A 21,881-nucleotide genomic window follows, 5' to 3' on the forward strand; every position below is an offset into this window, starting at 1 on the left:
ACTCATTCACGCAGGGGAGTTCTTCACATTTAATCAAACATATTGCTGATAGATCTTTCTTCGTGGACTCGTTTAATTGCCTCTGCAAATGACGGCGCAATAGAAAGCTGCATTATCTTGCTTGAAAATTTTTCTGGCGTAATTGGTATAGTGTCCGAGCAGATTAATTTTTCGATTGCTGAAGCGTTAATTCTATCGAGTGCAGGCCCCGACAATACCGCATGAGTCGCACATGCATAAATTTTCGAGCTTCCGCGTTCCTTGAGTGCGTCGGCTGCGTGGCATATAGTGCCGGCTGTGTCGATCATGTCATCAACAAGTACAGCAATTCTATCGCGGATATTTCCGACAATGTCAATAACTTCTGACTTGTTTGCTACGTCATATGAACGTCTTTTATCGACAATTGCAATATCAGTATCAAGCATGACTGCAAATCTTCTCGCGCGCGTAACTCCTCCCGTATCAGGCGAGACAACAACGACTCTATTTTCCTTCAGCTCGTCTGCTAGAAAAGTTTTAAAGTGTTCTGCTAATAAATTCATTCCCGTTAAGTGATCTACAGGAATATCAAAGAATCCCTGCAATTGTCCCGTATGCAAATCAGCTGTTATGACTCTATCAATACCGCCGTGAGTCAATAAATTTGCTACAAGTTTTGCAGTAATAGGCTCTCTGGGCTTGGCTTTCCTGTCCTGCCTTGCGTAACCGTAATAGGGGATTACGGCATTTACATAATGTGCTGAAGCGCGTTTCATTGCGTCGGCCATAATAAGAAGCTCCATTATATTTTCGTTTGCCGGCGTGCATGTCGGTTGAATGATAAAAACGTCTGCGCCCCTTACAGGTTCATTGAGGCTGATTCCGATTTCACCGTCAGAAAATCTGTAGCGTTTGATGTCCGATAATGGGACGTTGAGCTCTTTGCTGATTCTCTCGGCAAATTCTGGGTGCGCTGTGCCGGAAAAAAGTTTAATGCCGTTTCCTCTGGACAAGATTATTAACCCCTTTCGGTTTTGTTTTTGTGAAGATGATTCCTTAATGACCAGTCCGCAATATTAGTTTGTCTTGCGCGTCCGACTCCTAGTGAATTAGCCGGAACTTTTTGTGTTATTACGGAACCTGCCGCAGTCGCTGCCCCTTCTGAAATTTCAACAGGTGCAACGAACATTGTATCCGAACCGATGAAACAATTATCGCCGATAAAAGTTTTATTCTTGTGTTCGCCGTAGTAATTGAAAGTAATGCTGCCCGCTCCGATATTTACGTCATGGCCGAGCGTTGCATCTCCCATATATGACAAGTGCGGAACTTTTGAATTTTCCCCTATGTGTGAATTTTTCAGCTCTACGAATTTCCCCGCAAATGCTTTACTCTCAAGGCATGAATTTTCGCGTATATAACAAAATGGGCCGGCCTTTGCTGAGTCTTTAAGCTCGCTGTTCTCGATGAATGCATATGCGATTAATTTCACGTTTTTGCCGAGTCTTGCATTATTTAAAATTGAGCCTGACCCGATATAGCTGCCTTCTTGAATCTCACTATTTCCCCAGATTTGAACGTTCGGCATTATTTCGACATCGGGAGCAAGTTTTACATCAACTCCGATATAAACGCTTTCGGGGTCTAAGATTCTTACGCCGTTATCGAGCCAGTGATTTAATATTCGCATTCTTAAAGCGCGTGAGACATTTGCGAGTTCGATTTGATTATTTACACCCTGCATTTCTTCTTCGGGCATTGTGAAAGCTGATGTGCTCATTCCCTGTTTGTTCATGAGAAATAAAGCATCGGGCAAATAATATTCATGTTGGGCGTTATTATTAGTGATTGAGTCTATAACTTTTTCGAGTGATTTAACCTTGAACGCATAGCAGCCGGCGTTAACTTCTTTAATACTGCGCTGAGATTCGTTTGCGTCTTTATATTCAATTATTGACACTTGATTATCGACTCTAATAATTCTGCCGTAAGCTCCGGGATTTTGTGCCGTAAAAGTTATAACAGTGCAGTCATGATTTTCACAGCTGGCGATTAAAGATTTCAGGCTCTCAGGAGTCATCAATGGCAAATCGCCGTTAAGAACTATTAAATTTTCGTATTGGCTCCAGAATTTTTGCGCAGACTTTACCGCGTGGCCTGTGCCTAATTGTTCATGCTGATATAAAATTTTTACTGGGAATTTATTAGATATGTGAGATTCGACGAGTTCGCCGCCTGCACCTACAAGAACACAAATATTTTCTGGGCTTATTCCTGCCGATAAGACATTATTTATTACGTAATCAATAATTGGACGATCTAAAACCGGTTGTAAGACTTTGGGCTTTGCGCTCTTCATTCGTGTACCTTTACCTGCGGCCATTATGAGAACGCATAAACTATTCATGAATTACATCACCTCGAAAGTTATCGTGCTGGCTGGGGAGGCTGGAGTCGAACCAACATTTACGGATCCAAAGTCCGGCGTCCTGCCATTGGACTACTCCCCAACAACGCGCATAATTATTGCTTAAAATTTTATTGCCGTCAAGTGTTTTATTTTTTTTCGCCGCCGAGCGGGGTGGGTGGGTGGGAGCGAGGCGGCGGCTTCGATACAGCTATTTACGCGAGAAAATCATGATTATTACTCGGTGGAAGTGAGTCGATTCTAATATCCGGCAAATCAGGAGTCTTCGTCTCGTCCACTGTAATATTATTTGAGTCTGACTCTTCTTTCATGAGTTTATCGAGTTCTTCAGCGTCAATTACTTCACGTTCAAGCAAGACTCCGGCTACTTTGTCCATCAAGGCGCGTTTATCCGTTAAAATTTCTTTAGCTGTCTGATAGCATGAGTCAATAATTGATTTCACTTCTTTATCGATCTCAAATGCAATTTCCTCGCTGTAATTTCTGTCTTCGGATATGTCGCGGCCTAAGAAAATTTCTTCTCGTTTATTTCCGAGCTTGACGAGTCCTAATTTATCGCTCATTCCTAATTGAGTAACCATTTGGCGGGCTGTTTGTGTTGCGCGTTCGAGGTCATTTGCTGCACCGCTTGTAACGTCATTGAAGACAATTTCTTCTGCTACACGTCCGCTTAATAGAATTGCGATTCTGTTCATCAAGTCCGATTTTGACATCAAAAATTTATCTTCTTCGGGTAATTGCAGAGTATAACCAAGTGCTGCGCTGCCTCTTGGAATGATTGAGATTTTATGAACTGGATCTGCACCGGGTAAAATTTTTGCGACGATTGCGTGTCCTGTCTCGTGATAAGCTACGATTTTTTTCTCGTGATCGCTGATTATTCTGCTTTTGCGTTCAGGGCCGGCCATGACTCTTTCGATTCCTTCTTCTAAGTCTGACATCTCGATTTTATCTTTTCCCTTGCGTGCGGCGAGTAATGCTGCTTCATTGACTAAATTTGCTAGGTCAGCACCAACGAGTCCCGGAGTCCTTCGCGCTAAAATGCTTACGTCGACATCATCAGAAAAAGTTTTGTCCTTCATGTGAACGCGTAAAATTTCCTCACGTCCCTTAACGTCAGGTCTATCAACTACAATATGTCTGTCAAAGCGTCCAGGCCTTAACAAAGCAGGATCTAATATATCAGGTCTATTCGTAGCTGCTATTAAAATTGTGCTGGTCTTATCATCAAAGCCGTCAAGTTCTACGAGTAATTGATTTAAAGTTTGTTCGCGTTCATCGTGGCCGCCTCCGAGTCCTGCGCCTCTGTGCCGTCCTACAGCGTCCATTTCGTCCATAAAAATTATGCATGGCTGATATTTCTTTGACTGCTCGAATAAATCACGCACTCTAGCAGCACCGACTCCGACAAACATTTCTACAAAGTCTGAGCCGCTTGTACTGAAAAACGGTACATCAGCTTCACCCGCAGCAGCACGAGCCAATAAAGTTTTACCAGTTCCGGGAGGTCCGACCAGCAAAACGCCTTTGGGGACTCTTGCGCCGAGTTTCTTAAATTTTTCGGGATCCTTCAAAAAGTGTATAACTTCCTGTAACTCTTCTTTTGATTCTTCACAGCCTGCGACATCTTTAAATGTAACTTTGGGCTTATTGTCGAGAAATAATTTAGCTTTGCTCCGGCCGAATGACATAATCCGTCCGCCGCCGCCTTGCATGTTGTAGAGGAAATAAACCCAGACTCCGATTAATAATAACGTCGGAAAAAGTGAAGTCATAAGAGTCATCAGCCACGTATTTTTTTGAGGAGCTTCGACGGTTACAATAATTCCTTTTGCTGCTGCTTTGTCTGCGAGTCCTGCTACATCGAGTCCGTACGTTAAAAATCTTTGTCCGCCGTGTAATTCACCCTGAATGACTGCTGAACTTGATTCGCCCTGTACAGTATTATTGCGTATTTGCAAGATTCTAATTTTGCCGTCGTCCATATCCTTTAGAAATTGGCTGTAACTGATTTCGTCGTATTGTTTCTGAATTTCTTCGGGCGTTAAAAAAGTATTTACCATTGTAACGACCACTAGAACGAGAACGAGATACAAGCCTAAATTTTTTACGATTTTATTCATAATGTGAAATAATTAGCCTCCGTTATATAAATTGCTAAGTTTTATCACGATTATAACAGAGTCAATATAAATTTTAACTGTCAATAGCACAGATTTATATATGCTGCAAAATTTAATAATTTCTTAATTTCAGCGTGTTATAATGCTGATTAATTACATAACATTTTAGGAGATTCTTGCATGAGCAAAAAAAGTATAGGCATTCTTTATATATGCACTGAACAATATTGTTTATTCTGGGAAGATTTTCACAAGACATTTGACGAGAAATTTTTACCCGACACAACAAAAAATTATTACGTCTTCACAAATAAGCCCGAAACTATACCGGAGTGCGAGCGCGTGAAAGTCTTTTACATTGACCATCAGCCGTGGCCGTTAATTACTTTGCTGAGATTTCATTATTTCTTGAAGTTCAGACATGAAATTGAGAACAATGATTATTTAATGTTCGCAAATTCTAATTTACGATGTCAGCAGATTATCACAGAAGATGAATTTTTGCCGGACGAACATCAAGAGCTTACTTCCGTGCTTCATCCTGCTTTCTATGAGACAAAATCAAGATATTTAACTTATGAGCGCGACAGAAAGTCAACGGCCTATATACCCTATAACGTAAAAGGACGTTACATGATGGGAAGTCTTTTTTGCGGACATACCGATAAATTTATGAAAATGTCAGAAATACTTGCAGCACGCATAAATAAAGATTTTGCTAACAGAAAAATTGCTTTATGGCACGATGAGTCACAATATAATAAATATATACTTGAAGGACATAATATTCGAGTCCTTTCTCCTTCGTACGTTTATCCTGATAACTGGATCATACCGTTTGATATAAAAATAGCAATGACAGATAAATCAAAAATTTTCACCGTTAATGAATTTAAAGAGGGTATGCGCATGGAAAAAATTGGAGCAGAGAACAAGAAAACTAAAAAGTTCAGCTTTATTTCCGCACCGATTATAAGAATCCCTCTGATAAAAATATATCTTGCTGCACACCGTTTTATATTTCACACTCTTAAACGCCGTTGGATAGACATCCTTACATTGAGGGATATGATTTTATTTAGACATATATGATTTGATTCACAATTTTTTCATACTGATATGATATTAATCACTATGTTATAATGCAGTCTCACAATTATTACATGAGGTGATTAACTTAATGCTGAAATTTTTTACTAGAATAAGAATTCTTTTATGGATATTAGCTTTGGCCGGAGTAGGTTTTCTTGTGAGCACTCAGGTACGCGCAAAACTTGCACAGGCTGAAGCAAATTTACGTTCATTAGAGACTCAAACCGTAACAGTTTATCCGGTCGACACGGAGACAATTACAACATCAGATTGGAACACTTGGCGGAGCTATTACGGCCAAGCAAAAAGCGCACACACACAAAATATAACGACATTTGAACGCGAAATAGTAAAAACTGTAACTGTAGACGTAGGAAGCCCAGTTAAAGCAGGTCAAACTGTAATAACTCTTCAGGCAGCAGCAAGAGGCGCGCAGGTTCAATCAGGCAAGACAGCTTATGACGAAGCAAAATTAAATTATGAGAGACTCAGGCAGTTACACAAAAAGGGCGGTATCTCGCAAAGTGAAGTAGACGCAGCTTATTCGAGACTCAAATCAGCCGAGGCAGCTTTAAGATCTTCACAGTCAACACTACAGCGCACAGCACTTAAAGCAAGCATTAACGGCATTGTCGCAGCAAGAAGAGTCGAGCCCGGAGAAGTCGCAGAGGCCGGAGCAGTGTTATTATCAATAGTTGACCCTAAAGAAATGGAAGCTGAATTAATGGTCTCTAAGAAGGACATCACAAAAATTAATAAGAGCACTCCCGTTGAAATTTACGTTGACGGAGTAAAGCATATCGGACGCGTTAAAAGAATCAGCCCTGAAGCTCAGACGGGATCAGGTTTATATCCTGTTGTTGTAGGTCTGCCGGAAAATTCCGGGATTTTGCCGGGAACTTATGTAGAAGGCCGCTTTATGGTCAGCAGTCAGAAAAATGTTGTAGTAATTCCTTCAAGCGTTGTGCTTTATCGAGGGACGACTCAATCTGTTTACATAGCAGACGGCAGCACAGCACGACTCAGAGCAGTTACTACAGGAGACGGACGCGAAGGAAGAGTAATAATCACTTCAGGACTTAAACCAGGCGAAAATTTAATCACAAGCGGGAACAGAGTACTTTATGACGGAGCTACAATAATTAACACAGTCGACTTGGCCGAATACAACAAGAACAATTCTAACGAGGGCTAGTATTTCATGAGAGGATTTATACGTTTTTGTATCACACACCCGGTTTTTACTGGGTGTTCTGTTGTTATATGGATTTTGCTGGGAATATCAAGTTATTTCACGCTTGGTGTTACGCTTTATCCTGATGTAGAGCTGCCCTTTGTCCTTGTGCGAACGACTTATACAGGAGCAGGCCCTAACGAAATCGAGCAGTTAATTAGCAAACCTCTTGAAGACGCACTTGCAGACTTGGAAAATTTGCACTCGATTACTACATATTCTATTGAAGGCGTATCAATGGTCGCTGTAGAAATGGAGTCAGGCACTAATCCCGATTTAGCACTTGTTGACGTAAATAATAAGGTCAAAGCAAAGATTCCAGATTTACCCGACGACGCAGACGAACCTATCGCAAGCAAATTTGATATTAGCGCACAACCCTTCTTGATTATTTCGTTTACGTCTGATATGCCGGAGAAGACAGCAAAGAAAATTATCGATGACAGAATTAAACCCGTTGTCGCAAGAGTTGAAGGGGTCGGACGTGTTGACGTTAGCGGCGGCCGTGATAGAGAAATTCATATAAATTTAGATCCTTCTGCTTTGAGCGATTACGGTATAAGTTATATGCAGGTCTGCAATGTTGTAGCAGCAAATAATCAAACAACGCCCTCAGGTTATATCACGCAAAAAAAAGACGAGGTCTCATTACGATTAATGGGAGAATTTAACGAGGTCGAACAATTAGAAGATATATTAATTCCTGCAAGTAATGGCCAGCCGGTTAGATTGTCAATGCTGGGAACAGTTGTCGACGGTGAAACAGATCAAAGAAGTATGGCGCGTGCAGATGGGAAGCCTGTTGTGCAGTTGAGAATAAGTCCGCGTTCAAATGCTGATGTTGTCGAGGCAGGACGGCAAATTAAACGCTTGATGACTCGAACAATGCGCGATTTTCCCGACTTCAAATATGAATACACTTATGATGATACGGGATTCGTTGAGTCAGCCGTCAAAAATATCATTCGTGATACAGCTATAGGAATCGCATTAACGGCACTTGTTATATATTTATTCCTGGGCAGATTTTCAGCAACATTTATAGTAGCGTTCTCAATGCCTGTTGCTTTTGCTGCTACGTTTGTCCCGTTACAAGTTCATGGCTACACGTTAAATTTAATGAGTACTCTCGGTCTTGCGCTTTCAATGGGTACGCTCGTAATGAACGCTATATTAATCATTCAGAATATTTATAGATTCCGTGATATGGGCTATGAACCTTTTGAGGCTGCGGAAGAAGGCACCGTCGAAATTTCTATGTCAGTTCTTGCAGGAGTCTTGACGAACTTAGGAGTCTTTATGCCTGTTGCCTTAATGAGCACGATAGCAGGACAATTTTTGAAGCCCTATGCAGTTACGATTGTTTATGCTACAGCTTTCTCATTATGGGTAACAATGGCCGTTACTCCGTGTTTAGCAGCAAGAATCAAGAAGCAGAAAGGGGACTCTGCCGAACTGCCGTTAATCGGAAAAATTTTAACAGGCTGGTGGAACTGGATATTTGACGGATTCAGAGATTTATTCTTTATGATTCTGCACGCTGCTATGAGATTCCCGTTTACTACAGTTTTATTCACGATTTTAGCGACGTATGGATCTCTGAAATTAGGCGGTTTTCTTGGGACTCAGTTTACGCCCTCAACCGATGACGGCACAGTAAGAATAACTCTGACGCTTGACAATAATTCATCAATTCAGCGCACATCAGAAGTAATTTACAAAGTTGAAGATTACATTAACACGATTCCCGACAGAAAATATATTAAAAACGTTGTCTCGACCGTTGCAAGCTCAATGAGGAGTCAATCAATCAGCGAGGCACAAATCGCATTATATCTCAATGACGACCCGCACAGGCCTTCAACTGAAGATTTAGCAGACAAAATTCGTCCGTGGCTTGAAACTTTGCCGGGGGTTGATGTCTCTATCGCGGCGACTCGTTCAGGATTCGGCAATCCCATAGAAATACAAATTAAGGGCGAGGACTTGAATCAGCTTTACACAATCGCAGAAGAAATCAGATCTCGAGGCCGTAAAGTTCCCGGAGTCAGAGACCTAAAAATTGAGATGGAAATGGGAAAGCCTGAATTACAAGTTGCTCCTATCAGGTGGCGTTTGTCTCCATTGGGCTTAAATATTGCAGACTTGGCCAGCATTGTACGAGGTTACTTAATCGGCAGGGACGCGGGGAAATTCCGTCAAGGCGGTTACGAGTACGACATCAAAGCAAGAATCGCGCGAGATAAGGCCAGCGACATTTTTAACGCTCACGAACTGCCAATCATGACAAGTTACGGGCTTGTTCCTCTTGATGAAATGAGTAATATTTCATGGAGCGACTCACCTACTGAAATTAGGCGTGTTGAACGTCAAAGGGCTGTAGTTGTTACCGGTCGTGTGCGTTACATCACAGCAGGTGAGGGAAATGCTTTAATGCGTCAAGTAGTCGACAGTATGACTCTTCCTGAAGGCGTAAGCGTAAATTTCGGCGGTGAACAGGAAGACATGGCCGAGAACTTCACGGAATTATTACGCACGTTAGTTATTGCAATTGTCGTAACGTATTTAGTAGTAGCTGCTATTCTTGAGAGCTGGATTTATAGTGTTGTAATTCTTGCGACTGTTCCAATGGCTGCAATCGGGGTCGTTCCTGCAATGTTAATATCAGGAGTCAATATCTCGATTTTCGCGTTAATCGGCATGATTATGCTTGTCGGAATGGTCGTAAATAATGCAATTGTCGTTGTTGATTATGCGGAAGTCTTGAGGCGCAGCGGTACAAATCCATATAAAGCGGTCGAGGAAGCCTGCCACGTTAGATTTAAATCGCTGTTAATGGCCGTTGTTACATCGGTTGTGTCATTAGTTCCGTTATTGTCAACAGGCAGAGGCTCAGAAATGAAACGCCCGATCGCAGTAGTTGCTATAGGAGGACTTATCGCCGGAGGTATGCTCGCGATGTTGTCGATTCCTGCTGCTTATAAATGTGTGTGGCAGATTCGTCATTTATGGGCGAGAATCAGAGGAAAAAATATCATTGACTCTGATGATGACGAAGACGACGACGACGATGACGAGTAAAATTTTAGGAACGCTGGCACTTGAAGCGATGTTAATAGAAGTGTCAGTTACTCCTAAACCTGGTCTAGTAGATAGAAATAATTCGGGAGCTCATAGAGATATGGGCTTCTTTACTTTTATGAAGAGTGCTGCGGGTCTGCGTTCATGCTTTGAAGAATTTGCGGAGTCGGGCATTAAAGCAGGTCAGAAAAATTTATCACCCGTTTTGTTATTTCCGGAATTGCGAAAAATAGGCGTTATTGCAGAAAATGAAATGTTTAGAGCGACTCAAGGGATTAATACTCACAAGGGCGAAATTTTTTCACTGGGAGTCTTGAGTGCTTCAGCCGGTTATCTTGCAGGAATGAACGCGCAGATAAATTCTGATTCAGTTATGACTCTTGCCGGCCAAATTTGCGAAGGATTGTGCGATAAAGATTTTGCACAGGCACGAAATAAACCGCGCGACTCACTCACTAAGGGCGAAAAAATTTTTATCGATTACGGCATTACAGGCATAAGGGGCGAGGCTGAGTCAGGTTATGAATCCGTGAAAAATATTGCGCTGCCTGCGTTGAGAAAATATCTTGCTGAAGGTGAAAATCTTAATGACTCGCTTGCAAAAACTTTGATTCACTTAATAGCGTTTGCCCATGACACAAATATAATTTCCCGCCATGATTTAAATATTGCAAAAAAGGTTATGAACGAGGCAGCGAAAATTTTAGAGAACGGCACAGACATTGACTCGATTATAGAGCTTGATAGAAATTTTATACGCTGCAATATAAGCCCTGGCGGATCTGGTGATTTATTAGCGGTTACTTATTATTTGTATGAACTTGATATAATTAGCTGATCTCACACGAAAAGAGGCAGCTATTAAATTATGAATCTCGATGACGCTTGCATGTACTTGAATATTTCACCCGATGACGACGATTTGAATCTCGATGAAATAAATCGCAACTATAACAGCAAATTAAAACTCTATGACCCTGCAAAATTTTCGCCCGACTCGCCCGAACACGTCAAAGCACTTCATATGCGCAAAAATCTTCATGAGGCATATAATTTTTTGCTTGATGTTCACTCACAAATTTACGGCTCTAACAATAAATCAGGAAATAATAATTTATTCTGGAAACTCGCTTTTGTGTCAAGCCTCGTTATAATTTTATGCTTTGCCGTAAGCGCGTTTTTGTTCTATAAATATAATAATCAGACTCCAACTCCGTCAAATAATTCAAATGAGTATTCACAAATTATGCGTGAACTTGAACAGCTAAGACGAATGACTCAGAATCAGAATCAAGCACCTAAACCGCCGCAAGCACCGGCAAATTATGCTGACTTAGTCGAAAGAGTCATGCCTTCAATAGTGTTAATAGAGACTGATAACGCAAAGGGCAGCGGATTTTTCGTGAGTGCTAAAGGCGATATTCTCACAAATTTTCACGTAGTAAGCAATGCAGAACGCATAAGAGTTACAACAAGAGACGGCAAAAAATTTAATGCACGAGTCAAAGACTACGACTCAGAAAATGATATGGCATTAATCGCAATAGAATCAAGGAGCGCAACACCTTTTTTGCATATAAGCCCAGTTTTACCGCGTCAAGGCGAGGCAGTAATCGCAATAGGTAACCCAAGAGGCTATGACGGCACTGTCTCAAACGGTATTATTTCAGCGTTCAGAGAAAATAATAAATGGGTGCAATTTACTGCGCCGATTTCGCCGGGTTCAAGCGGAGGAGCGTTAATTAATTTACAGGGTCAAGTCGTAGGAATGCCGACTCAATACAGGACAGACGGACAGAATCTAAATTTTGCAGTTGCCCCGACTCTGTTAAATAATTTCTTCAAGAATGCACAGAATAATAATATTTCACGGCCTCAACGAACAGCAAGACGCAATAATAATAATGTCTCCTTGCCAAATTCGCGGGGCTTTCAGGGACTCCGATGGGGCGCAAGTTTTTCGAGCGTTGAGAGGGCAATTAATGCAGAACTTGAACCGCTTGATGACTCAGATGTGTTATTCTATACGAAAAAATTTTATCAGGCCTTCAATGCTAATATTGACGTTAAAATCTGTTACTCATTCAATAATTATAAATTGTCGGGTGTCATGCTGGCTCACCAAACTAATAACCGTAATATAAACAATGTCAGAAATAATCTTACACGCGAATTAACGAATCTTTACGGCTCACCGGTCAGACGAGGTTATGACGATGACGACAATTTTATTTGCATGTGGGCTGACTCAGGGCTTGGGATTCTGCTCACTCAAAATAGCGAAATTAATACGATTCTAATAATATTTTCACCGTTATAAAAAATTTCCCCCGGCTTTATCATGAGTCAGGGGAAAAAATTTTATTCCTCGTGATGTTCAATTGGTATAATTTCCATTCCATGTTTAGCGCGATAATTATTTAATGCCTCGTGTATAGCTTCTTCGGCCAAGACTGAACAGTGCATCTTTATGGGCGGCAGACCGTCAAGAGCTTCTGCAACCGCGTTATTTGTCAAGTTCCATGCGTCTTCGATAGTGCGTCCCTTAATCATTTCCGTAGCCATGCTTGATGACGCTATAGCACTTGCACAACCGAAAGTCTTGAATTTCACGTCTTCTATTATCTGCGTGTCGGGGTTGACCTTCAAATAAATTTTCATGATGTCGCCGCATTTAGGGTTACCAGCCTCGCCGATTCCGTCAGCATTCGCAATTTCTCCTACGTTGCGGGGATTCATGAAGTGATCCATAACTTTTTGACTATAATCTAACGCCATTATTTATTTCTCTCCTAACTGTTTTAAATAATCTTCCCATAACGGGGACATTTCACGGCGCTTTGCTACAATTTCCGGCAGAACGTCAAGCAAATAATTTATATGTTCATCAGTCGTGAGTCTTCCGATCGTGAATCTTAATGAACCATGCGCCATTTCGTGTTTGAGTCCCAGAGCTAATAAAACGTGTGAAGGATCAAGACTTTCAGAGCTGCACGCGCTTCCGGTTGATGCAGAAATTCCGCGCGAGTCGAGGTCCAATAAAAGTGTCTCGCCTTCTACACCAATAAAGCTGAAATTTATATTATTCGGGAGTCTTTTATCGCCTGTTGCACCGTTTAATTTTGCGTGCGGTATGCGTTCGAGAATGCCGGCGATTAATTTATCACGTCTGGCAGAATTAATTTTCTTGTCCTCGTCGAGTCGTGATTTAAGAATTTCCATAGCCTCACCAAAACCGACTATGCCAGCAATATTTTCCGTGCTTGCTCTGTGCCTGCGTTCCTGTGCGCCTCCGTGTATAAAGTTCTCAGGTCTCAAGCCCTTACGCAAATATAAAGCTCCTACACCTTTGGGCCCATACATTTTGTGTGCTGACATTGAAAGCATGTCGATATTCATAGCTTTTACATCGATATTCAAATGTGCTGCGGCCTGCACTGCGTCGGTGTGGAAGGGTATTTTTTTCTCGCGGCAGATTGCTCCAATTTCCTGAACCGGCTCGATCGTACCGACTTCATTATTTGCGAACATTATAGAAACCAGCGCGGTTTTGTCGGTGATAGCTGCTTTGAGTTCATCGAGATTAATAAAACCTTCTGAATCGACATTTAAATATGTAACGTCAACGCCGTGAAGTTTGCTCAAATATTCGGCAGTGTGTAAAATTGCGTGATGTTCGATTTTTGTCGTGATTAAATGATTCTTGCCGAGTAATTTTGCTTTCTCAAGAGTACCCTTTAACGCCCAATTGTCAGCCTCTGTGCCTGATCCCGTGAAAAAAATTTCTGACGTATCAGCGTTCAAAGCCTTTGCAACTTGTTCGCGCGCGTGTTCGATTGCTGCTCTTGTCTTGCGGGAAAATGAATAAACGCTTGAAGGATTCCCAAAATTTTCACTGAAATAAGGCATCATTGCGCTTAATACTTCAGGACTAACGGGCGTTGTAGCTGTGTGATCCATATAGACAAACATTTATGATTTATGCCTCCTTAATGCTTTCTCGCGTTCAGGGTCAGTGCAAATTTCTTCGTTCGCTATGTCATGAAGTGTCGTGCTGCTTAGAATATTATCAACAGCCAATTTTACACGCCTCCATAAATTAAACGTCGGACAGGTTAAAACATTTTCGCAGCCTTTTTCTGTCTGGCATTCTCCCCAAATTACCGACTCGCCCAATGCTCTAAGAATGTCAGAAATCGTAATTTCCCGCGCGTCTCTTGCAAGTTTATAGCCTCCCTGAGCACCTCTTACACTGTCAAGGAGTCTTCCCCGCCGTAATTTACCGAGTAATTGCTCTAAGAATGCAACAGGAATATTTTGACTTTCTGCAATATCATTTACACAAAGCGGCGACTCATTTTCTCTAACGCATAAATCCGACATCGCCCGAAGACCGTAGCGCACTGTAGTTGATAGTTTCACTGACTCATATCTCTTTTCGTTATTAAATTCAAATCGCGCAAAGAATAACATACCAGATTTATTTTATCAAGATTCAGAATCAGCAAAAAAGCTCCCCCGCTATCATAAACGAGAGAGCAAAAAATTTTTTTACCCGTTAAACCTCATAGGGCTTAATCTCGCGCACAACGTCTAAAATTGTCCCGTCGCGTGCTTCAAGAATTGCTACAACTTTATCTTTCCACTGTAAGTCATCGGGTCTGCCTACGAGTGAATATGCTTTCTCCTGAAGTTCTTTAATGGGTACGTGCTTAATTCCGGCCTTGTCAAGAGCTTCTATAATGTCAGGTCTATTCGGGTTAACTGCTGTTCCGTAATCTGTTACAACAACGTCAACACAATCACCGGGGGTCGTAACTGTAACAACTTTCTCGCAGATCGTGGCCATTCTTCCGCGCGTCAAAGGAGTAACAATAACGCAGCATTTTGCGCCCGCCGCCGTGTCAGGATGTCCGCCGGGTGCACCGCGTAAAACGCCATCAGAGCCCGTAATAACATTGACGTTGAAATCAATATCGACCTCAAGTGCTGCAAGAACGACGAAATCAAGTTTATTCACAAATGCGCCTTTGTTCGCAGGGTTTGCATATTCGCTGGCTGTCATTTCGTGATGATTTGGATTCGTGCGGATGTCTTCAATTGCTGCAACGTCGAAATCTTGAACGTCAATAATTTGTCCGACTTTGCCTTTTCTCTGAAGCTCACAAATCGGCCCGGTAATTCCTCCGATAGCCCACGCCATTTTTATGCCCTTTGCGTCCATGAGAGGCTCAAGGAATCTATTAACAGCGAGTGAAGGTCCTCCCGCACCTGTCTGGAAAGAAAATCCTTCTTTGAACCATGGGCAGGCTGCGATAACTTTTGCGGTATTCTCTGCCATCATTAAATCGCGGGGATTCTGAGTCATTCTTGCTGCTGCAGACGCAATTTTTTTCGGGTTGCCGATCTCATCAACTTTTACGACGTAATCAACATTTACACCGTGAATGCTGGGAGGGAAATTCGGATAAGGAACAAGAGTATCTGTAATAACTACAACTTTGTCAGCGTATTCTGAGTCCGGTACTGCATAAGATAACACACCGCAATCACTTTTTCCGCCAAGTGCGCGCGCGTTGCCGTATTCGTCTGAAGTCGGAGCACCGATAAAAGCTACGTCAATATGAACGTCGCCTTCTTCAACTGCTCTGACTCTTCCGCCGTGAGAACGCAAAATCGCAGGAGTCTTCAATTTTCCGTGTGAGACAACATCACCCATTCTGCCGCGTATTCCTGATGTCTGAATGCCCGTAACGATTCCCTGTTCGATATAATCTGCAATAGGATCATGAGCACTGCCCAAACTTGACGCAGCAATCGTAATATCCTTAATGCCTAAATCGACAATTTCTTTCATGACCATATTTACTATATAATCGCCGTCTCTAAAATGGTGGTGGAAAGATACTGTCATTCCGTCTTTGAGTCCCGTTGCGATTACTGCATCACGAATCGAAGGAAGTAATTTGCTTTCTTGCGGTTTCTCGTAAATTTTGCTTGTAGGGCCGGCCTTCTTGATGTATTGACCATCGCGATAACCTTTGCCCTGATATGGTTCATATTTGCGTCCGTTCTTTAATTCTACTGCTAATGCTTCTGCGGGTATCTCTCTTCCAACTGCTTTTTTCATCTTTAAAGATCCCCCTCATAAATTCCGCTGGCTTTTGCGAGTCTGATAACTCTTTCAGCACCCGGCACAAAAGCGATGTCTATCATTTTACCGCCCTCGATCGTGAAGACTCCGACTCCCTCGGCTGCATGTTCACGATAAGCGCGCACTATTTTCTCGGCCTCTGCAATGTCCTTCTGTGATGGAGCTAACATTTCATGTACAATCGGAATTTGACGCGGATTAACGAGCGATTTTCCGTCAAAGCCCATTTCTACATTTTGTTTGACTTCAGCTCTAAAGCCTTCATCATCGTTAATGTTAGTGAAGACCGTATCAAAGCATTGAATCCCCGCCGCACGTGCAGCCATTAACATATGACCGCGAGCCGCAAGCATTTCGATTCCGCCGGGAATTACTTTAACCTGCATACATTTGCGGTAATCTCCGCCCGATAATGCAACGCCGAAGAGTCTGGGTGAAGCTGTGCAGATCTCATAAGCATTTAATACACCTTTAGGACTCTCAAGAGCTGCCATTAAAAGTGTGCGCCCGACTTCGACTCCAAATTCTTTTTCCGCCTCTGTAACTGCTGCATCAACTGTCTTAACGTCATTAGCTGACTCAGTTTTTGCGATTCTTATTCCGTCGCAGCCTCCCGCAACACAGACTCTAATATCTTCTTTCCAGTGTGGAGTATCGAGTCCGTTAATTCTGACAATTACTTCTGTATCGCCGTAATCAATAGACTTTAACGCGTGATAAAGTGAAAATCTCGCAGAATCCTTCTGATTTTCTGCAACAGCGTCTTCAAGGTCGAGCATAATCGAGTCTGCTCCGTAAATGTAAGCGTCCTTAATTAATCCGGGCTTCTGTGCATTCATGAACATCATAGTGCGGCGAAGTCTAAATTTTTCCGGCTTTGGTCTTGGAATACTCATTATCTTATTACACCTCCCCAATCAAATCGGCCGTCCATGTCGCACTGGCACCCGCGATAAAATGCGCACTCAACGCGAGCTTTAATCGTGCAGTCTAATGCGCCGTGATCGTTGACGATTACTTTTGCGTTTTTCACGCCGAGTCTTTCCAGTGAAGCCAGTACCTCAGCTTTTATTTGCCTGCCGTACTGGTTAATTACAGAGCTTTCAAGGGTTAAATCAATTCCGCCGCTGTCTCTGGGTTCTAGCGTTATCATTACGTCGCTGGACTCAAGAGTTCCGGCAGTGCCAACCGCTTTTAACTCCATTTGAACAAACACCTCCTGCAAGAGCTTAATATTTATTTATTATGGAAATATTTGAGTTAATTCTATCACAGTGTAATTTATCAGGCATTAAGAATTTTAACGCATTTAGTGAGCTTGACATTTTCTGACTTGAATATAATAATTTATATAACTTCCCGATAAAAAATTTCGCGCGAAAAAATAAATTTTACTAATACTTTTGCTAATACAATTTTATGATTTAATTTTGCTTGTCATGTGCGTTTATGTGTGAGAAAAAATTTTTTACCTGCATGAAAATATTTGCGTGATTTATTAATAAACATTCTCGGAAAAATATGACAAAATATTTTTGTTGAGCTAAAAACTTGAATATTTATAAAAAATTTGTTATCTGTGTGCGACTCGTTTTTCCCCCGTAATCATAAATGCATGTTTCCGAAAGACTTTAATAAACATTTTCAGAAAGATATGACAAAATATTTTTGCTGAGCTAAAAACTTGAATATTTATAAAAAATTTGTTATCTGTGTGCGACTCGTTTTCCCCAGCCCATAATTACAAATGCACATTGCCGAAAGACTTTAATAAACATTCTCGGAAAGATATGACAAAATATTTTTGCTGAGCTAAAAACTTGAATATTTATAAAAAATTTGTTATCTGTGTGCGACTCGTTTTTCCCAGCCCGTAATTACAAATGCACATTTCCGAAAGACTTTAATAATATAATTCAGATCTTATGCAATTAATTTATCGTGCGAATACGTTCGTTCTGCCCACCCACCCGCCCGGACTGAAGAAGTAGTGCGAACACGAAAAAGTTTAAAGTGTATTGCTATATATTTCATAAAATAAAAATTTTCTGCTATATTATATCTGCTCAAAAAATTTTTTAGGAGGTCTATATTATGAATTGCAAACATTGCGGCGCACCATTGAAGCCCGGCGAGGATATATGCCCTTATTGCGGAGCCAGCTGCATAACAGAATCAGCAGCAAATAACATTAAGAAAAATTCTGAACCTCACGCAAAAATGAAATATGTATCCGGCGCATTAGTTGTGCTCTTAAGCTGCATTACTTTGGGGATATATAATATTTACTGGTTATGCACGAGAAAAAATGCGCTCAATAATTTGACTCCTGACATAAAAATTTCTGATATTTCTTTTTGGGGTTATATCGTGTTGAGCGTTGCAAATCTTGCGCTTGTATTCTCTGATTTATCTGATTCAGAATTGTACGGCGTATTAGCTCTTGCTTTGTGGGGATTCTACATTTATCTAGTCTTCCAGATCAGAAAAATTCTGCGCCTTTATGCCTCTAAATATGTTGATAAAGCAACTGCCATAATATTAGTAGCTCCGTCGGGTGTATTATTATTCTTCTTCGGGACAATTTATTTGCAGACACAAATTAACAAGATGATCAAGGCCGAATTATTTGCGCCTGAAGTGTGATTATTATAAAATCGGCATCGTCATAACACGCAAAAAATATAAAATTTTGATGTCTATGTCAATGCCGTCAATTATTTATGAAAACTATAGACTCTCACGTTCATATTTATCCGCCGGAAATAATAAAAAATTGCGAGAAAATTTCAGCGCACGAGCCTTATTTTGACGCATTAATTCATAATCGTGTACATAAATGGGCAACTCTCGACGACTTATTAACACGCATGACACACGATAATATTACACATGCAGTTATATTCGGGTTCGCTTTTCGTGATATGGGACTGTGCAAAATCTGCAATGATTACGTTATTGAGTGCGTGAAAAAATTTCCTGACAAATTAAGCGGACTTTGCGTCATTCCTCCCAATAATAACGAGTCAGAACGTGAAATTTTGCGATGTGCTGACTCAGGGCTTATAGGCGCGGGCGAACTTTTTCCCGACGGACAAAATATTAATATTTCGGACAATAACGAGACTTCACATTTAACTGGTGCATTAAGGGAAGCAAATTTTTTTGTGTTATGGCATATTGCAGAACCTGTCGGACATGATTACGCGGGCAAAGGCAAGACATCAGTTAAGGACGCTTATAATTTCTGCGTGAACAATCCGGAAATCACGACAATTTTTGCGCATTTAGGCGGGGGATTATGGCTTTATGAACTAATGCCGGAAGTAAGAAAAATTTTGCGAAATGTTTATTATGATATTGCTGCAATGCCGTATTTGTATGATTCTAAGATTCTTGACGCGATTAAATCAGCCGGACTGATAAATAAATTCTTGATGGGCAGCGATTACCCGATTTTAGGCTCATCGAGATACGAGAAAATGTTTAGCGAGTCAAGTCTGAATATGAATGATTTAGCGCAAATAAAATATTTCAACGCCGCAAAATTAATAAATCCCCCTGCAATTGAATCATCACAGAGGGAATAAAATTTTTTATCTCACTAGACAAGGCTTCTTGTTGTCAAATTTCCAGCCCGGTATTAAATACTGCATTCCGATTGAGTCATCACGTGCGCCGAGTCCATGCTTGAAATAAAGTTCATTAGCTTTCTTAATCTGCGACATATCGACATCGACTCCGAGTCCGGGCTTCTTCGGGAGATCAATACAACCGCCGATAATCTGCATTGGTTCAACAGTGAGTCTCTCGCGGCCTTCCTGCCAAATCCAGTGAGTATCGATTCCGTTCATTTTTCCGGGAATCGCTGCTGCACACTGCACGACCATTGCAAGCGAAATATCAAAATGGTTATTGCTATGACAGCCCCACATCAAGCCAAAATCCGCGCATAACTGCCCGACTCTAACAGAACCGTTCATCGTCCAAAAATGAGGATCTGCTAACGGAATATCTACAGCTTGAAGAGTCAAAGCGTGGCACATCTGCCGCCAGTCAGTATTAATCATGTTCGTAGCAGTCGGCATCATCGCAGCTTTTCTAAACTCGGCCATTACCTCACGACCGCTAAAACCTGATTCTGCTCCGACGGGATCCTCACAATATGCAAGACATTATTTTAATTCTGGCGCGATCTCTAATGCTTCTTTCAGACTCCAGCAGCCATTTGGATCTAAATCGACTCTTGCATTCGGGAACGCCTTTTTTATGGCCTGAACAGCTTTTAACTCTTCGCGCGGCTTCAAGACTCCACCCTTTAGCTTGAAATCTTCAAATCCGTATTTCTCGTGAGTTGCTTTTGCGAGTGCTACAATTTTTTCTGGCGTTAATGCTTCTTCGTGCCTGAGTCTATACCAATCACAAGGCGAGTCTGATTCTTCTTCGTAGGGCAGGTCAGTTTTTTTGCGATCACCGATGAAGAATAAATAACTCAAGAATCTAACTCTTTCGCGCTGGATTCCGTCGCCCATTAAAGCAGCTGCAGGAACGTCTAAAAATTTCCCCATCAAATCAAGCAAAGGAGCTTCAACCGCCGTAACAACATGAACTCCCGTACGTAAATCAAAAGTTTGAAGGCCGCGCACATCGTCTTTGATATTTTCGTCGAGCCACTTGCGGATTTGATTCAAAGTATTCTTGTAGTCAGCGATTCTAGTGCCGATTACTAAATGTTTGACATCTTCGAGAGCCTTTGTAATTTTCTGACCGCCGGGGACTTCACCAGCACCGATTTGGCCGGAAGAATCCTCAAGAATTACTACATTTCGCGTGAAAAACGGAGCATGAGCACCGCTTAAATTTAATTCCATACAGTCATGACCTGCAACGGGGTAAACGTCCATTTTTGTTATAACAGGTATAGCAGTCATTGAATAATAGTGCCTCCCTAAATATAAAATTTTAAAAAATGTGAGATACGCTCATTATATCATTTAACCGTCCCCGAATAATCCGAGAATGTCAGACAAATCAACAACTGCGTCTTCTTCCTCGACTCGTGCTTTCATTGCTGCTGTCTCGTCTTCGAGTTTCTTGCGGGCCTCTAAAATTTTGCGTGTCTCCTCAAGTTTTGAAATAGCGACCTCTCTATGTCCGCGATCATAAAGAATCATTGCAGCATTTGTGATATAACCGCCTAAGAATGCATCATATTTTTTTGCGTCGGCCTCAGCTTTGTCAAATCCGCCCTGAAATTTTCCAGTATATTTTTTCGCGAATCTGTCCGCCTCGTGTTCGATGATGTCTTTGCTGATTGACGCTAATTCTTCAAGCATTCTGTCAAAATCTGTCTTAGTAGAAATTGCGTCGACATAACGTTTTCCCGACGTAAAATCATAGTCAGGGCTATCACCGCCGTATTTTATTGACGGGTCAATGTGCTTAATTTCTGTAGGGTCTGGCTCGTCTGACTCTGACTCATTCTGCGAATCTTCTTGTGAGTCTGACTCTATTTCTTGAGGCTCGTTAATTGCTGACTCTGACTCACTCTGTGAAATTTCTTGAATCTCTTGCAAAATTTCTTGTGAGTCTGACTCTATTTCTTGAGGCTCGTTAATTGCTGACTCTGACTCACTCTGTGAAATTTCTTGAATCTCTTGCAAAATTTCTTGTGAGTCTGACTCTAACTCTTGAGGCTCGTTAATTTCCGGCGCTGACTCTGACTCACTCTGTAAAATTTCTTGAATCTCTTGCGAATCTTCCTGTGAGTCTGACTCTATTTCTTGA

At 41.5% G+C, this 21,881-nt stretch carries 17 protein-coding genes, 1 tRNA gene and 1 pseudogene; 7 read left to right on the forward strand and 12 right to left on the reverse strand.

Annotation, left to right across the window (positions count from 1 at the left end; genetic code table 11):
• Positions 1-29 precede the first annotated feature (29 nt).
• The 4 genes from IJT21_05350 to ftsH all read right to left on the reverse strand — a co-directional run bounded on the left by IJT21_05350 (position 30) and on the right by ftsH (position 4,533).
• Positions 30-998 carry a ribose-phosphate pyrophosphokinase gene (locus IJT21_05350; protein ID MBQ7577675.1) on the reverse strand — a complete coding sequence of 323 codons (969 nt, stop codon included), beginning with the start codon at positions 996-998 and terminating at the stop codon, positions 30-32.
• Between the two features lie 2 nt (positions 999-1,000).
• Positions 1,001-2,389, reverse strand: coding sequence for a bifunctional UDP-N-acetylglucosamine diphosphorylase/glucosamine-1-phosphate N-acetyltransferase GlmU (glmU, locus tag IJT21_05355; protein ID MBQ7577676.1), 1,389 nt, complete (start codon positions 2,387-2,389; stop codon positions 1,001-1,003).
• A gap of 29 nt (positions 2,390-2,418) precedes the next feature.
• A tRNA-Gln gene (locus tag IJT21_05360) sits at positions 2,419-2,492 on the reverse strand.
• 112 nt (positions 2,493-2,604) lie between these two features.
• Complete coding sequence (gene ftsH / locus IJT21_05365; GenBank protein ID MBQ7577677.1) at positions 2,605-4,533, reverse strand: ATP-dependent zinc metalloprotease FtsH; 1,929 nt, start codon at positions 4,531-4,533, stop codon at positions 2,605-2,607.
• Positions 4,534-4,713: 180 nt separating this feature from the next.
• Here ftsH and IJT21_05370 point away from each other — a divergent pair, with 180 nt between their 5' ends.
• The 5 genes from IJT21_05370 to IJT21_05390 all read left to right on the forward strand — a co-directional run bounded on the left by IJT21_05370 (position 4,714) and on the right by IJT21_05390 (position 12,260).
• The gene (locus IJT21_05370; protein ID MBQ7577678.1) at positions 4,714-5,625 is read left to right on the forward strand and encodes a hypothetical protein; all 912 of its coding nucleotides are present in this window, start codon (positions 4,714-4,716) and stop codon (positions 5,623-5,625) included.
• An 88-nt stretch (positions 5,626-5,713) separates the two neighbouring features.
• The gene (locus IJT21_05375; GenBank protein MBQ7577679.1) at positions 5,714-6,820 is read left to right on the forward strand and encodes an efflux RND transporter periplasmic adaptor subunit; all 1,107 of its coding nucleotides are present in this window, start codon (positions 5,714-5,716) and stop codon (positions 6,818-6,820) included.
• 6 nt (positions 6,821-6,826) lie between these two features.
• Positions 6,827-9,940: an efflux RND transporter permease subunit gene (locus IJT21_05380; GenBank protein ID MBQ7577680.1), complete on the forward strand. Its 3,114-nt coding sequence runs from the start codon at positions 6,827-6,829 to the stop codon at positions 9,938-9,940.
• Positions 9,897-10,778: a triphosphoribosyl-dephospho-CoA synthase CitG gene (citG, locus tag IJT21_05385; protein MBQ7577681.1), complete on the forward strand. Its 882-nt coding sequence runs from the start codon at positions 9,897-9,899 to the stop codon at positions 10,776-10,778. Before IJT21_05380 ends, citG begins: the two co-directional genes overlap by 44 nt.
• Positions 10,779-10,808: 30 nt before the next feature.
• Positions 10,809-12,260 carry a trypsin-like peptidase domain-containing protein gene (locus IJT21_05390; GenBank protein ID MBQ7577682.1) on the forward strand — a complete coding sequence of 484 codons (1,452 nt, stop codon included), beginning with the start codon at positions 10,809-10,811 and terminating at the stop codon, positions 12,258-12,260.
• A gap of 41 nt (positions 12,261-12,301) precedes the next feature.
• Here IJT21_05390 and nifU read toward each other — a convergent pair whose 3' ends face one another.
• The 6 genes from nifU to citD form a co-directional block, all read right to left on the reverse strand.
• A complete protein-coding gene (nifU, locus tag IJT21_05395) occupies positions 12,302-12,718 on the reverse strand; it encodes a Fe-S cluster assembly scaffold protein NifU (GenBank protein ID MBQ7577683.1) in 417 nt (138 codons plus the stop codon).
• A 3-nt stretch (positions 12,719-12,721) separates the two neighbouring features.
• Positions 12,722-13,900 carry a cysteine desulfurase NifS gene (nifS, locus tag IJT21_05400; GenBank protein MBQ7577684.1) on the reverse strand — a complete coding sequence of 393 codons (1,179 nt, stop codon included), beginning with the start codon at positions 13,898-13,900 and terminating at the stop codon, positions 12,722-12,724.
• A 12-nt stretch (positions 13,901-13,912) separates the two neighbouring features.
• Positions 13,913-14,362, reverse strand: coding sequence for an Rrf2 family transcriptional regulator (locus IJT21_05405; protein MBQ7577685.1), 450 nt, complete (start codon positions 14,360-14,362; stop codon positions 13,913-13,915).
• Between the two features lie 136 nt (positions 14,363-14,498).
• Entirely contained in the window at positions 14,499-16,070 is a 1,572-nt protein-coding gene (gene citF, locus IJT21_05410; protein ID MBQ7577686.1) for a citrate lyase subunit alpha, read from the reverse strand.
• Positions 16,071-16,072: 2 nt separating this feature from the next.
• Complete coding sequence (locus IJT21_05415) at positions 16,073-16,990, reverse strand: HpcH/HpaI aldolase/citrate lyase family protein (protein MBQ7577687.1); 918 nt, start codon at positions 16,988-16,990, stop codon at positions 16,073-16,075.
• Positions 16,990-17,298: a citrate lyase acyl carrier protein gene (gene citD / locus IJT21_05420; protein ID MBQ7577688.1), complete on the reverse strand. Its 309-nt coding sequence runs from the start codon at positions 17,296-17,298 to the stop codon at positions 16,990-16,992. The genes IJT21_05415 and citD overlap by 1 nt, the downstream gene beginning before the upstream one ends.
• Positions 17,299-18,188: 890 nt before the next feature.
• On the opposite strand from citD, the gene IJT21_05425 reads away from it, so the two are divergent.
• Together IJT21_05425 and IJT21_05430 are read left to right on the forward strand one after the other, a co-directional pair.
• Positions 18,189-18,740, forward strand: a complete 552-nt coding sequence (locus IJT21_05425; GenBank protein MBQ7577689.1) for a DUF4234 domain-containing protein — start codon at positions 18,189-18,191, stop codon at positions 18,738-18,740.
• A 77-nt stretch (positions 18,741-18,817) separates the two neighbouring features.
• Positions 18,818-19,684 carry an amidohydrolase family protein gene (locus tag IJT21_05430; GenBank protein ID MBQ7577690.1) on the forward strand — a complete coding sequence of 289 codons (867 nt, stop codon included), beginning with the start codon at positions 18,818-18,820 and terminating at the stop codon, positions 19,682-19,684.
• A gap of 6 nt (positions 19,685-19,690) precedes the next feature.
• Here IJT21_05430 and gudD read toward each other — a convergent pair.
• Together gudD and IJT21_05440 are read right to left on the reverse strand one after the other, a co-directional pair.
• Positions 19,691-21,025, reverse strand: a pseudogene (gene gudD, locus IJT21_05435) (glucarate dehydratase).
• Positions 21,026-21,088: 63 nt separating this feature from the next.
• On the reverse strand, positions 21,089-21,881 hold a 793-nt coding region (locus tag IJT21_05440; GenBank protein ID MBQ7577691.1), incomplete at its 5' end, for a hypothetical protein.

The organism is Synergistaceae bacterium, from assembly GCA_017443945.1.
In the GTDB taxonomy this organism is placed as follows: Bacteria; Synergistota; Synergistia; order Synergistales; family Aminobacteriaceae; genus JAFUXM01.

What these genes read in the sequence shown, in the direction of transcription:
- IJT21_05370 (MBQ7577678.1), top strand. Translation starts at nt 4,714, where the DNA reads ATGAGCAAAAAAAGTATAGGCATTCTTTATATATGCACTGAACAATAT.
- citD (MBQ7577688.1), bottom strand. Translation starts at nt 17,298, where the DNA reads ATGGAGTTAAAAGCGGTTGGCACTGCCGGAACTCTTGAGTCCAGCGAC.
- IJT21_05380 (MBQ7577680.1), top strand. Translation starts at nt 6,827, where the DNA reads ATGAGAGGATTTATACGTTTTTGTATCACACACCCGGTTTTTACTGGG.
- nifU (MBQ7577683.1), bottom strand. Translation starts at nt 12,718, where the DNA reads ATGGCGTTAGATTATAGTCAAAAAGTTATGGATCACTTCATGAATCCC.
- IJT21_05390 (MBQ7577682.1), top strand. Translation starts at nt 10,809, where the DNA reads ATGAATCTCGATGACGCTTGCATGTACTTGAATATTTCACCCGATGAC.
- IJT21_05415 (MBQ7577687.1), bottom strand. Translation starts at nt 16,990, where the DNA reads ATGAGTATTCCAAGACCAAAGCCGGAAAAATTTAGACTTCGCCGCACT.
- nifS (MBQ7577684.1), bottom strand. Translation starts at nt 13,900, where the DNA reads ATGGATCACACAGCTACAACGCCCGTTAGTCCTGAAGTATTAAGCGCA.
- ftsH (MBQ7577677.1), bottom strand. Translation starts at nt 4,533, where the DNA reads ATGAATAAAATCGTAAAAAATTTAGGCTTGTATCTCGTTCTCGTTCTA.
- IJT21_05430 (MBQ7577690.1), top strand. Translation starts at nt 18,818, where the DNA reads ATGAAAACTATAGACTCTCACGTTCATATTTATCCGCCGGAAATAATA.
- IJT21_05375 (MBQ7577679.1), top strand. Translation starts at nt 5,714, where the DNA reads ATGCTGAAATTTTTTACTAGAATAAGAATTCTTTTATGGATATTAGCT.
- glmU (MBQ7577676.1), bottom strand. Translation starts at nt 2,389, where the DNA reads ATGAATAGTTTATGCGTTCTCATAATGGCCGCAGGTAAAGGTACACGA.
- citF (MBQ7577686.1), bottom strand. Translation starts at nt 16,070, where the DNA reads ATGAAAAAAGCAGTTGGAAGAGAGATACCCGCAGAAGCATTAGCAGTA.
- IJT21_05425 (MBQ7577689.1), top strand. Translation starts at nt 18,189, where the DNA reads ATGAATTGCAAACATTGCGGCGCACCATTGAAGCCCGGCGAGGATATA.